The sequence below is a fragment of the Metapseudomonas cellulosilytica genome, from assembly GCF_049334135.1.
Classification (GTDB): Bacteria; Pseudomonadota; Gammaproteobacteria; order Pseudomonadales; family Pseudomonadaceae; genus Metapseudomonas.
This window is the reverse complement of sequence record NZ_JBHZGN010000004.1, coordinates 152,783-165,136: the sequence shown is the minus strand read 5'-3', so window position 1 is coordinate 165,136 and position 12,354 is coordinate 152,783. Positions and strand designations below refer to the sequence as shown.

The window sequence follows — 12,354 nt, the reverse complement described above, 5'->3', positions numbered from 1 at the left end:
CGGCAAGTCGGAACGCCCTGGCGCTCAGCGGAAGCGCTGGGCGCCGTAGGGCGTCGGGTCGGTGAAGGGGCGCGCGCCGGTCATCATCTCCGCCAGCAGGCGGCCGCTGACCGGGCCCAGGGTCAGGCCGTGGTGGGCATGACCGAAGTTGAACCAGAGGCCCGGATGGTCCGGCGCTTGGCCGATCACCGGGCGCATGTCCGGCAGGCAGGGTCGGCGCCCCAGCCAGGGCTCGGCGTCCAGGCGGCGGCCCAGGGGGAAGAGTTCGCGTGCGAGGCGTTCGGCACGGCGCAACTGGATCTCGTTGGCCGGGTCCTCGGGAGCGGCGAATTCGATGCCGGTGGTCAGGCGAATGCCGCGCGCCATGGGCGCCAGCACATAGCCGCTCTGGGCATCGCAGACGGAGTGGCCCAGTTCGGCGCCTTCCGCTGGCGCGTAGTGCATGTGATAGCCGCGCTTGATCGCCAGCGGGATGCGATAGCCCAGGGCACGGAACAGATCGCCCGACTGCGGCCCCATGGCCACCACCACATCGGGTGCCTGCAATTCCACGCCATCCACGTCGAGGCACCAGGCACCGTTGCGCTGGCGCAGGCCCTTGGCGTCCCCCGTGAGCAGGCGGCCGCCGCGCTGCACGAAGAGTTCGGCATAGCCGCGCACCAGGGCACCGGGGTCGAGCACCGTCTTCGGGTCATGCCAATGGATGCCGCCAGCCGCCACCCTGCCCAGGTGTGGCTCGCGCTGGTGCAGGCTGGCCGCGTCCAGCACCTCGAAGCGCAGGCCGAAGCGGTCCAGCGCGCGGGCTTCCGCCACGGCCTGGTCGAGGGCCTCGCGGCTGCGGTAGACGTCCATCCAGCCCCGTGCGCGGATCAGGTGCCCGAGGCCTGCGGCCTCCACCAGTTGGTCATGCTCCTCCACGCAGCGTTCCACCAGCGGCAGCATGGCCCGCGACGCCTCCTCCAGCAGGCGCGCGGAAGAGTTGTGCCAGTAGGACGCCAGCCAGGGTGCGAGCTTCGGCAGGTAGCTCGGGCTGTAGCGCACGTCCGGCTGCTGGTTCAGGCCGTAGCGCAGCAGCGCGGCAAAGCTGCGCGGGAAGGCGTAGGGCACCACGCTGGAGCGCTCGATCAGGCCGGCGTTGCCGTGGCTGGTGCCCGAGCCGGGCTCGGCGCGGTCCACCAGGCAGACGTCACGGCCGCGCGCCTGCAGGTGAAGGGCGGTGGAAACGCCGACGATGCCGGCGCCCAGGACAAGGATGTCGCAGTCCATGAAAGGATCCTTCGATGGGCACCCTGGCGGTGCCTGGATGTGGGTTGGTCTAGTTCAGGTGGCGGCCGAGGCGCCCTTCGGCCAGCAGCAGGCCGCGCCGGATCACCTCCACCAGTACCAGGTAGAGGACCGCCGCCCAGAGGTAGAGCTGGAAGTCGAAGGTGCGCGAGAAACCGGCCTTGGCCACGCCCATCAGGTCGTGGATGGTCACCAGGGAGGCGATGGCGCTGGCCTTGATCATCAGGATCAGCTCGTTGCCCAGCGGCGCGATGGCCACCAGCAGCGACTGCGGCAGCACCACCTTGAAGAAGGTGGTGCTGCGCGACAGGCCCAGCGCCGAGGCGGCCTCGTACTGGCCGGGGGCGATGGCCAGCAGGCTGCCGCGGAAGATCTCCGCCTGGTAGGCGGCGGTGTTCAGGGTGAAGGCTGCCAGCGCGCAGTACCAGGCATCGCGGAAGAACCACCAGAGCCCCGCGTCCTGCCAGAACTCGCGGAAGGAACCCACGCCGTAGTAGAGCAGGAACAGCTGGGCCAGCAGCGGCGAGCCGCGGAACAGGTAGATGTAGCCGCCGCTGAAGCCACGCAGCAGCCGATTGCGCGAATTGCGCGCCAGGGCCAGGAGCAGCCCCAGCAACATGCCCAGCGTGAAGGAGATGGCCACCAGTTTGGCGGTCACCAGCAGGCCGTCCAGCAGGCGCAGGCCATAGCGGTCCAGCAGTTCGGGATCGACGAAGAAATGCAGGAACTCGCTCATGTGCGCTGACTCCTGTAACCGAGGCTGTAACGCTTCTCGGCGTAGCTGAATACGCGGCCGGACAGGGCCGAGAAGAACAGGTAGATCAGGCAGGCGCTGCCGTAGAACAGCATCGGCTCCTTGGTGGCGCTGACCGCCAGGTTGGTCTGGCGCATCACATCCACCAGGGAGATGGTGGAGACCAGCGAGGTGTCCTTGAGCAGGCTCAGCCAGTTATTCGACAGGCCTGGCAGCGCGACGCGGGTCAGCTGCGGCAGGATCACCTTGAAGAAGGCGGTGGCGCGCGACAGGCCCAGGACCTGGGCGGCTTCGTACTGCCCCTTGCCGACCACCTTGAAGGCACCCAGCCAGACCTGGCTGGAGAAGGCGGCGAAGACCAGGCTGAAGGCGACCATGGCGGCGAGGAAAGCGTTGATGGTGACTTCGGTGTGATGACCAAAGTGGGCCAGCAGCTTCTGCACGCCGATCTGGCAACCGTAGTAGACGATCAGCAGGGTCAGCAGCTCCGGTAGGCCACGGAACACCGTGGCGAAGGCCGAAGCCAGGCCGCGCCGCCAGCGGCGCGGCGAACGGGCTCCGAGGGCGACGATGAGCCCCAGGGAAAGCCCCAGGGGCACGCAGGCCAGCGCCAGGGACAGGGTGACCAGGGCGCCGGCCAGCAGGGCCATGCCCCAGCCGCCCTCGCCGAGGGAAAGTAGAGCCAACTGCTCGAACATGATTCAGGCCTCGCATCGAGGTGCCCGGCCGGGGCCGGGCACGCGGCGGACAATCAATAGATGTCGAAGGGGAAGTAGCGGCTGGCGATCTGCTGGTAGGTGCCGTCCTTGATGATCTCCGCCAGGGCCTTGTTCAGGCGCTCGCGCAGGGCGTTGTCGTCCTGGCGCACGGCGATGGCGACCTCGTCGTCGGTGCCCTGGATATCGCCGAGCAGGGTGCAGCAGTCCTTGCCGTCCTTGGCCAGCCAGTCGAGCAGGGGAAACTTGTCGTGGACCAGGGCATCGAGGCGGCCGGTGTTCAGGTCGGCGTTGGCCTCGTCCTGGGAGGGGTAGAGCTTCACCTCGGCGCCAGCGGCGCCGTAGATGTCCTCGGCATACATGCCCTGGGTGGTGGCGGACTGGGCGCCGACCACCAGGCCCTTGAAGCTTTCCGGGTTGGTGTCCTTCAGCGCCGAGCCCTTGGCCACGGCCACGGCGAGACGGGTGCGGTAGTAGCGGTCGGTGAAGGCCACCTTCTTCTGGCGCTCTTCGGTGATCACCATGGAGGCGACTACGGCGTCGTATTTCTTGGCCAGCAGCGCGGGGATGATGCCGTCCCAGTCCTGGGCCACCAGCGTGCACTCCACCTGCATCTTCGCGCACAAGGCGTTGGCGACGTCCACGTCGAAACCGTGCAGCTGGTTGTTGGAATCCACGTAGTTGAAGGGCGGATAGGCCCCCTCGGTCGCGATGCGAATCGTCTCGGCCTGGGCGGTCGCGACGACGCCGCAGAGAGCCAGGGATGCCAATGCCAAGCGGGTGAGTCGTTTCATCGGTGCTGCCTCTTTCTTATTAGGGTTGTTCTAGCGGGGTGAACCGGGTGAGGAGGTGTAGCCAACAAACTCGTTATGCAGGGCGGCGACGGACTCCAGGCGCTGCTCGACATCGGGGCCGAGGCACTTGAACACGTCGTTGAGCAAGAGATTGACCAGCGAGAGCATCGGGCCGGTGGACTCCCAGAACAGGCCGAGGTCCGTGGGCACGCGGAAGACCTCATCGGCGTTCTGCTCGGCCCAATCGCAGTAGTCGTCGGTGACCAGGGTCACCGGGATGCCCGCCGCGCGGGCCTGGCGGCAGAGCACCAGGGCATGGCGCGAATAGCGCCGCGCCTCGAAGACCACCAGCGCCGCCTGGCCGGGAGCGGACAGCAGCACGTCGCCGAAGTAGCCGGAGGCGCCATCGACCAGTTGGACGCCGTCGCGCAGGTACTGCAACAGGTGGACGAAGGACACCGAGACGCCGCGCTCGGTCTGGAAGCCGGCGGCGTAGACCCGCGGAATGCTCGCCAGGCGCTCGCAGACGGTGCGCCACTGTGGCGTGCGGCTGTGTTCGTAGACGCGCACCAGGGCGGCCATTTCCCGCTGCAGGCTGGCCGACAGGGCGTCTTCGCCGGCGACTTCCTGCTGGCGGAACTCCTTCAGGCGGTCGCCGATCAGCCAGGGGCTGTCCCCCAGGTCGTCCTTGAGGTCGGCCTTCAGTGCCTTGAAGTGGGCATAACCCAGGGCGCGGCAGAAACGCCCGACCGTGGACTCGCTGATGCCGAGTTTCTCGGCGATGGCGGCGGAGGTCTCGAAGGGCAGCTCCTGCAGGTTGGCCAGCATGTAGTTGGCAATCGCCCGCGACGACGCCGTGCGGGCGGACAGGCTGGCTTCCAGGCGTTCTTTGAGGGATCGATTCATGGGGACCTCCGGTGGCGAGGAAAATGATTGTTTTCTGTCATCAAGTCAATATTTGACAGTTAACTTGCAATTCTTATGATGCGGAACCATCGACCACCCACGAGAGCCCATCCATGCAGAGCCACTCCAGCGACACGGTCCACCTGTCCTTCAATGAGCTGCGGGACCTGCTCGCAGGCATCTTCGAGCGTCACGGCACCTCATCGGGAACGGCCGCCATCCTCGCCGAGAACTGCGCCGCGGCCCAGCGCGACGGCTCCGACAGCCACGGCGTGTTCCGCATCCCCGGTTACCTGTCGTCGCTGGCCAGCGGCTGGGTGAACGGCCAGGCCGAACCCCGGGTGGAAGACCTGGGTTCCTCCTTCGTGCGCGTGGACGCCGGCGGCGGCTTCGCCCAGCCGGCATTGGAAGCAGCCCGTACGCTGGTTATGGAAAAGGTGCGGGCAAGCGGCATGGCGCTGCTGGCGATCCGCAACAGCCACCACTTCGCCGCGCTCTGGCCCGACGTCGAGCCCTTCGCCCGCGAGGGCCTGGTGGCCCTCAGCTTCGTCAACAGCATGACCTGCGTGGTGCCCCATGGCGGCCACAGCGCCCTGTTCGGCACCAACCCCATCGCCTTCGCCGCGCCGCGCGCCGGCGGCCATCCGCTGGTGTTCGACCTGGCCACCAGCGCCATCGCCCACGGCGACGTGCAGATCGCCGCCCGCGAGGGCAAGACCCTGCCGGAAGGCTACGGCGTCGACGCCCGGGGCCAGCCGACCCGCGATCCGCAGGCGATCCTCGAGGGTGGCGCCCTGCTCTCCTTCGGCGGCTACAAGGGCTCGGCCCTGTCGATGATGGTGGAGCTGCTGGCCGCGGCGCTGACCGGCGGCAACTTCTCCTTCGAGTTCGACTGGTCCGGCCACCCCGGCGCGCAGACGCCCTGGACCGGCCAGCTGCTGATCCTCATCGACCCGGACCGTGGTGCCACGCGCCCCTTCGCCGAGCGCTGCGAAGCCCTGATCGCCCGCATGGTGGAGGCAGGCCAGGAGCGCCAGCCGGGCGATCGCCGCTACCGCCAGCGCGAGCGTGCCGCACGCGAGGGCATCCCCCTGCCGGCGGCCGAGCTGGCGCGCCTGCGCGCACTCGCCGACCGCTGAGCGGCGCGCCCCCGCGCCTTTCCAGTGCCGCGCGGCCGGGGTTAGAATCGGGCATCCCTCGCCAGCTACCCTTCGGCAGGCCGAACGAGCCCCTGCCGGGCACGCGGAGACCCCGCTACCCCGGCCCCCTGCAGACGCGACCATCACCACGCCTGCACGCGCCCCGGGCTCCATACGCACATGACTCTTACAAGCGGGTCGTGCAGGACTCGCAACCGTATCAGCCGCAGGAATCCCCATGCCCGACTATCGCTCGAAAACCTCCACCCACGGCCGCAACATGGCCGGCGCCCGCGCCCTCTGGCGCGCCACCGGGATGAAGGACGAAGACTTCAAGAAACCGATCATCGCCATCGCCAACTCCTTCACCCAGTTCGTGCCCGGCCACGTGCACCTGAAGGACCTGGGCCAGCTGGTGGCCCGCGAGATCGAGAAGGCCGGCGGCGTGGCCAAGGAATTCAACACCATCGCCGTCGACGACGGCATCGCCATGGGCCATGACGGCATGCTCTATTCCCTGCCGAGTCGCGAGATCATCGCCGACTCCGTGGAATACATGGTCAACGCCCACTGCGCCGACGCCATCGTCTGCATTTCCAACTGCGACAAGATCACCCCCGGCATGCTGATGGCCGCCCTGCGCCTGAACATCCCGGTGGTATTCGTCTCCGGCGGCCCGATGGAAGCCGGCAAGACCAAGCTGGCCAACCACGGCCTGGACCTGGTGGACGCGATGGTCGTGGCCGCCGACGACTCCTGCTCCGACGAGAAGGTCGCCGAGTACGAGCGCAGCGCCTGCCCGACCTGCGGTTCCTGCTCCGGCATGTTCACCGCCAACTCGATGAACTGCCTGACCGAGGCCCTCGGCCTGTCGCTGCCGGGCAACGGTTCGACCCTGGCCACCCACGCCGACCGCGAACAGCTGTTCCTGCGCGCCGGCCGCCTGGCCGTCGAGCTGTGCCAGCGCTACTACGGCGAAGGCGACGACAGCGTGCTGCCGCGAAACGTCGCCAGCTTCAAGGCCTTCGAGAACGCCATGACCCTGGACATCGCCATGGGCGGCTCGACCAATACCATCCTGCACCTGCTGGCCGCCGCCCAGGAGGCGGAAATCGACTTCGACTTGCGCGACATCGATCGCCTGTCGCGCCGCGTGCCGCAGCTGTGCAAGGTGGCGCCGAACATTCAGAAGTACCACATGGAAGACGTGCACCGCGCCGGCGGCGTCTTCGGCATCCTCGGCGAGCTGGCCCGTGGCGGCCTGCTGCACACCGACGTGCCCACCGTGCACAGCCCGAGCATGGCCGATGCCATTGCCCAATGGGATATCACCCAGACCCAGGACGAAGCCGTCCACACCTTCTTCAAGGCCGGCCCCGCAGGCATCCCGACCCAAACCGCGTTCAGCCAGGCGACCCGCTGGCCGACCCTGGACAACGACCGTGCCGAAGGTTGCATCCGCAGCGTCGAGCACGCCTACTCCCAGGAAGGCGGCCTGGCCGTGCTCTACGGCAACATCGCCCTGGACGGCTGCGTGGTGAAGACTGCCGGCGTGGATGAGTCCATCCACGTGTTCGAAGGCACCGCGAAGATCTTCGAGAGCCAGGACGCCGCGGTGAAGGGCATCCTCGCCGACGAAGTGAAGGCCGGTGACGTGGTGATCATCCGCTACGAAGGCCCGAAAGGCGGCCCGGGCATGCAGGAAATGCTCTACCCCACCAGCTACCTGAAGTCCAAGGGCCTGGGCAAGCAATGCGCGCTGCTCACCGACGGCCGCTTCTCCGGCGGCACCTCGGGCCTGTCCATCGGCCACGCTTCTCCGGAAGCCGCTGCCGGTGGTGCCATCGGCCTGGTGGAAGACGGCGACAAGATCCACATCGACATCCACAACCGCACCATCCAGTTGCTGGTCAGCGATGAGGAACTGTCCCACCGTCGCCACGCCCAGGACAAGAAAGGCTGGAAACCCGCCGCGCCGCGCGCGCGACGCGTGACCACTGCCCTCAAGGCCTACGCCCTGCTCGCCACCAGCGCCGACAAGGGCGCGGTGCGCAACAAGGCGATGCTGGACGACTGATCACAGCCGCTGCAACGAAAGCCCGGCCCCGCGCCGGGCTTTCTTTTGTGTAGGGGCGAATTCATTCGCCAAGCAGGCCGCAGGTCTGCCCTGCGAGATCTCAGGGGGCAGCTGCGCCGCCCTTGGCGAATGAATTCGCCCCTACAAGAGCCAGCGCCCTCACCAAACTTGACCACTCAGGTAGAATCGCCGCTTTTTTGCGGTCGATCGCCATGACTTCACTGGAAAAGCCCCCTATTCCCGACGCTCGCAGCGAGCTGCTCTACGGCCTCGAAGACAAGCCGCGCCCGCTGGCCGCCCTGCTCGCCGCGCTGCAGCACCTGCTGGCGATCATCGTCCCCATCGTCACCCCGGGCCTGTTGATCTGCCAGGCGCTGGGCGTGTCGGCGCGCGATACCAACCTGATCGTCTCCATGTCCCTGGTGGTCTCCGGCATCGCCACCTTTGTGCAGTGCAAGCGCTTCGGTCCCTTCGGTGCCGGGCTGCTGATCGTCCAGGGCACCAGCTTCAACTTCGTCGGCCCGCTGATCGCCGGCGGCGCACTGATGGTCAAGCAGGGCACGCCGGTGGAAGCGGTGATGGCGGCCATCTTCGGCGTGGTGATGGCCGGCGCCTTCGTCGAGATGGGCATCTCGCGCGTGCTGCCCTTCATCAAGCGGCTGATCAATCCGCTGGTGACCGGCATCGTGGTGCTGATGATCGGCCTGACCCTGATCAAGGTGGGCCTGATCAGCATGGGCGGCGGCTTCGGCGCCATGGCCAACGGCAGCTTCGCCAACGGTGAGAACCTGCTGCTGTCCGGCACGGTGCTGGCGGTGATCCTGCTGCTCAACCGCATCCCGGTGGTCTGGATGCGCAGCTGCGCCATCGTCATCGCCCTGCTGGTGGGTTATGCCCTGGCCGCCTGGCTCGGCCGCCTGGACTTCAGCGGCCTGCACGACGCGCCGCTGGTGCAGGTGCCGATGCCGCTGCACTTCGGCCTGGGCTTTTCCTGGTCGCTGTTCGTGCCGATGCTGGTGATCTACCTGGTGACGTCCCTGGAGGCCATCGGCGACGTCACGGCCACCAGCAAGGTCTCGCGCCAGCCGGTGGAAGGCCCGCTGTGGATGCAGCGGATCAAGGGCGGCGTGCTGGTGAACGGCGCCAATTCTCTGCTCGCCGGCCTGTTCAATACTTTCCCCAGCTCGGTGTTCGCACAGAACAACGGCGTGATCCAGCTCACCGGCATCGCCAGCCGCCATATCGGCCTATGGATCGCCCTGATGCTGGTGCTGCTGGGCCTGTTCCCGGCGGTGGCCGGCGTGCTCCAGGCCATTCCCGAACCGGTGCTGGGCGGCGCCGCCATGGTGATGTTCGGCGCGGTGGCCGCCTCGGGCATCAATATCCTCGCCGGCACCACCCTGGATCGCCGTGCCCTGCTGATCATCGCCGTGTCCCTGGCCCTGGGCCTGGGCGTGTCCCAGGTGCCGGAGTTCCTCGCGCACGTGCCGGCCGCCCTGCGCAATATCCTCGAATCCGGTGTCGCCACCGGCGGCCTCTGCGCCCTGCTGCTGAACTGGTTCCTGCCGGAAACCCCGCAGTCCCGCTAAGTGGCAGAATGGGCCCTGTCTCCCGGCAGGGCCCTTCCCATGTCCACCCTTCGCATCGGCCTGATCTCCGACACCCACGGCCTCCTCCGCCCCCAGGCCCTGGCCGCGCTGCAAGGCTGCGACCGCATCCTCCATGCCGGCGACATCGGCAAGCCGGAAATCCTCGACGCCCTGCGCCAGTTGGCGCCGCTCACCGCCGTACGCGGCAACAACGACCGCGACGCCTGGGCGGATGGCATCAATGAGGCGGAGGAACTGGAGCTGGGCGGTGTTGGCCTCTATCTGGTTCACGACCAGGCCGATATTCCTGATGACCTGGCCGAGCGCGGCTTTTCCGTGGTGGTCACCGGCCATTCCCACAAGCCGCTGATCACCGAGCGCGCCGGGTTGCTGCACGTGAATCCGGGCAGCGCGGGGCCGCGGCGCTTCAAGTTGCCGGTTTCGGTGGGATTAATGACGGTGGAGGGGAGCGAAGTGCGGGCGGAGTTGCTCGAACTGGAGATCTAGCCGCGGAATGCAAGCCTCTCTGTAGGGGCGAATTCATTCGCCAAGGGATGCGCAGCAGCCCCGGGGACTCCTCAAGGCAGACCTTCGGCCTGCTTGGCGAATGAATTCGCCCCTACAGGGTGTCCCCGCCTGCAACTGGCAAAGCCTCAGCGCTTCTCCCATACCTGGAAGGCGTAGGCGGGGCTCTGTTCCGTCGCCTCGTGCTCGATGCTGGAGGCCAGGCGCCAGTCCTGCTGCGATACTTCCGGGAACCAGGCATCGCCTTCCGGAGCCAATTCCACCTGAGTCAGGTAGAGGCGGTCGGCCAGTGCCAGGCCTTCGGCGTAGAGCTGGGCGCCGCCGATCAGCATCAGCTCCTCGACCTCCACTTCGCGGGCCCAGGCTTCGGCGCGCTCGATGGCGGCTTCCAGGCTGGGGAAGACTTCCGCCCCCTCCAGCACCAGGTCGCTCTGGCGACTGACCACCAGGTTGAGCCGGCCGGGCAGCGGGCGACCGAGGGAATCCCAGGTCTTGCGGCCCATGATGATCGGCTTGCCAAGGGTCATGGCCTTGAAGTGCTTGAGGTCCGCCGGCAGGTGCCAGGGCAGTTGGTTGTCGCGGCCGATCACGCGGTTCTGCGCGAGGGCTGCGATCAGGCAGAGGGGCAGGGTCTTGTTCATGGCGGCGAGGATACCGGCTGGCGTGGTCCAGAGAAAGCCAACGGACGCTGGGCGCCCGGGAGCTGGCCGGCGGACTCCCCCAAAGGACATTGCACCGGGGAACGCCAGGGCGTATCAGCGCCATTCGTCGTCAAACCTTTTCCTGATCAACCAGTCAATTACAGACTTGCCACATATCAGAGAAATTGTCCGACATTAACCAGGAGATTGACGAAAAAACGCGCCTTAAAAATTGTATACAAACCACTAGTCAACAGGCGCATTAATTGTCTACAGTTGCCAGCACAATAACAAAACCGAGTGCTCACCATGACAGTCCCATCCGCAAGTCCGTCTCCGGTGCAACGCCCTGAAGACGAAAACCTCGGCATTGGAGCCAACCTCGCCTACGGTCTGCAGCATGTGCTGACCATGTATGGCGGAATTGTCGCGGTACCCCTGATCATCGGCCAGGCGGCCGGGCTATCGCCCGCCGACATCGGCCTGCTGATCGCGGCCTCACTGTTCGCCGGCGGGCTGGCCACCCTGCTGCAAACCATCGGCCTGCCGTTCTTCGGCTGCCAGTTGCCGCTGGTCCAGGGCGTCTCCTTCGCCGGCGTGGCGACCATGATCGCCATCATCGGCAGCAACGGCGCGGGCGGCATCCCCGCAGTGCTGGGGGCAGTGATCGCCGCCTCGCTGATCGGCCTGCTGATCACCCCGGTGTTCTCACGCATCACCAAGTTCTTCCCGCCCCTGGTCACCGGCATCGTCATCACCACCATCGGCCTGACGCTGATGCCCGTGGCCGCCCGCTGGGCCATGGGTGGCAACAGCCAGTCGCCGGAGTTCGGCAGCATGGCCAACGTCTGCCTGGCCGCCTTCACCCTCGGCACCGTCCTGCTACTGAGCAAGCTGGGCAGTGCCGCCATCTCGCGCCTGTCGATCCTGCTCGCCATGGTGATCGGCACAGTGGTGGCCGTGTTCTTCGGCATGGCGGACTTCTCCAAGGTGCTCGAAGGCCCGCTGGTGGCGATGCCCACTCCGCTGCACTTCGGCATGCCGGAGTTCCATATCGCCGCGATCCTGTCGATGCTGATCGTGATCATCGTGACCCTGGTGGAAACCTCGGCAGATATCCTCGCTGTGGGCGAAATCATCGGCACCAAGGTCGACTCCAAGCGCCTCGGCAATGGCCTGCGCGCGGACATGATCTCCAGCTCCCTGGCACCGCTGTTCGGTTCCTTCACCCAGAGCGCCTTCGCCCAGAACGTCGGCCTGGTGGCCGTGACCGGTGTGAAGAGCCGCTATGTGGTGGCCACAGCCGGCCTGATCCTGGTGACCCTCGGCCTGCTGCCGGTGATGGGCCGCCTGATCGCCGCGGTGCCCACCTCGGTACTGGGCGGCGCGGGCGTGGTGCTGTTCGGCACCGTGGCCGCCTCGGGCATCCGCACCCTGGCCCAGGTGGACTACCGCAACAACATGAACCTGATCATCGTCGCCACCTCCATCGGCTTCGGCATGATCCCGATCGCCGCGCCGACCTTCTACCACCACTTCCCGGCCTGGTTCGAAACCATCTTCCACTCCGGCATCAGCTCGGCGGCGATCATGGCGATTCTGCTGAACCTGATCTTCAACCACCTGAAGGCCGGCAACTCCGACCAGCAGTCGGTATTCGTCGCCGCCAGCGAGCGCACCCTGCGCTACCAGGACATCGCCGCCCTGCACGAGGGCGACTATTTCCGCGACGGCAAGCTCTACGACTGCGAAGGCAACGAAGTGAAGATCACCGGCCACGACGACCACCACGGTGCGCCACCGGCACCGCCGCGCAGCAAAGTGGCGGCGGGCTCCACCACGGGGTGAATCGAGAAGGCCGGCGCAATGCGCCGGCCTTCTTCTGTCGATGGCTCCCGCCACAAGCGGTTATTCTCTGGGCTCACCCTT

General features: G+C 67.0%; 11 protein-coding genes. 5 read left to right on the top strand and 6 right to left on the bottom strand.

Going from position 1 to position 12,354, the window contains the following annotated elements:
• Positions 1-24 precede the first annotated feature (24 nt).
• Genes ACFW0H_RS06825 through ACFW0H_RS06805 form a run of 5 tightly spaced genes read right to left on the bottom strand, consistent with a single transcriptional unit; the run spans position 25 to position 4,454 of the window.
• Positions 25-1,266, bottom strand: a complete 1,242-nt coding sequence (locus ACFW0H_RS06825; RefSeq protein WP_422913142.1) for an NAD(P)/FAD-dependent oxidoreductase — start codon at positions 1,264-1,266, stop codon at positions 25-27.
• Between the two features lie 49 nt (positions 1,267-1,315).
• Positions 1,316-2,020 (bottom strand): ABC transporter permease, encoded by a 705-nt coding sequence (locus tag ACFW0H_RS06820; RefSeq protein ID WP_422913141.1) that lies wholly within the window; start codon positions 2,018-2,020, stop codon positions 1,316-1,318.
• A complete protein-coding gene (locus ACFW0H_RS06815) occupies positions 2,017-2,736 on the bottom strand; it encodes an ABC transporter permease (RefSeq protein ID WP_422913140.1) in 720 nt (239 codons plus the stop codon). The genes ACFW0H_RS06820 and ACFW0H_RS06815 overlap by 4 nt, the downstream gene beginning before the upstream one ends.
• Positions 2,737-2,789: 53 nt before the next feature.
• On the bottom strand, positions 2,790-3,548 hold the full coding sequence (locus ACFW0H_RS06810) for an ABC transporter substrate-binding protein (RefSeq protein ID WP_422913139.1): 759 nt from the start codon (positions 3,546-3,548) through the stop codon (positions 2,790-2,792).
• 30 nt (positions 3,549-3,578) lie between these two features.
• Positions 3,579-4,454 carry a MurR/RpiR family transcriptional regulator gene (locus ACFW0H_RS06805; RefSeq protein WP_422913138.1) on the bottom strand — a complete coding sequence of 292 codons (876 nt, stop codon included), beginning with the start codon at positions 4,452-4,454 and terminating at the stop codon, positions 3,579-3,581.
• A 113-nt stretch (positions 4,455-4,567) separates the two neighbouring features.
• On the opposite strand from ACFW0H_RS06805, the gene ACFW0H_RS06800 reads away from it, so the two are divergent.
• From ACFW0H_RS06800 to ACFW0H_RS06785, 4 genes are all read left to right on the top strand, one after another.
• Positions 4,568-5,593, top strand: coding sequence for an Ldh family oxidoreductase (locus ACFW0H_RS06800; RefSeq protein ID WP_422913137.1), 1,026 nt, complete (start codon positions 4,568-4,570; stop codon positions 5,591-5,593).
• A 238-nt stretch (positions 5,594-5,831) separates the two neighbouring features.
• Complete coding sequence (gene ilvD, locus ACFW0H_RS06795) at positions 5,832-7,670, top strand: dihydroxy-acid dehydratase (RefSeq protein ID WP_422913136.1); 1,839 nt, start codon at positions 5,832-5,834, stop codon at positions 7,668-7,670.
• Between the two features lie 212 nt (positions 7,671-7,882).
• Positions 7,883-9,259 (top strand): nucleobase:cation symporter-2 family protein, encoded by a 1,377-nt coding sequence (locus tag ACFW0H_RS06790; protein WP_422913135.1) that lies wholly within the window; start codon positions 7,883-7,885, stop codon positions 9,257-9,259.
• Between the two features lie 39 nt (positions 9,260-9,298).
• Positions 9,299-9,766: a metallophosphoesterase family protein gene (locus tag ACFW0H_RS06785; RefSeq protein ID WP_422913134.1), complete on the top strand. Its 468-nt coding sequence runs from the start codon at positions 9,299-9,301 to the stop codon at positions 9,764-9,766.
• Between the two features lie 146 nt (positions 9,767-9,912).
• Here the strand turns inward: ACFW0H_RS06785 and ACFW0H_RS06780 are convergent, their stop codons facing one another.
• Positions 9,913-10,425 carry a dihydrofolate reductase gene (locus tag ACFW0H_RS06780; protein WP_422913133.1) on the bottom strand — a complete coding sequence of 171 codons (513 nt, stop codon included), beginning with the start codon at positions 10,423-10,425 and terminating at the stop codon, positions 9,913-9,915.
• Between the two features lie 309 nt (positions 10,426-10,734).
• Between ACFW0H_RS06780 and ACFW0H_RS06775 the strand changes: the two genes are divergently transcribed.
• Positions 10,735-12,273, top strand: a complete 1,539-nt coding sequence (locus ACFW0H_RS06775) for a nucleobase:cation symporter-2 family protein (RefSeq protein WP_422913132.1) — start codon at positions 10,735-10,737, stop codon at positions 12,271-12,273.
• Positions 12,274-12,354 lie beyond the last annotated feature (81 nt).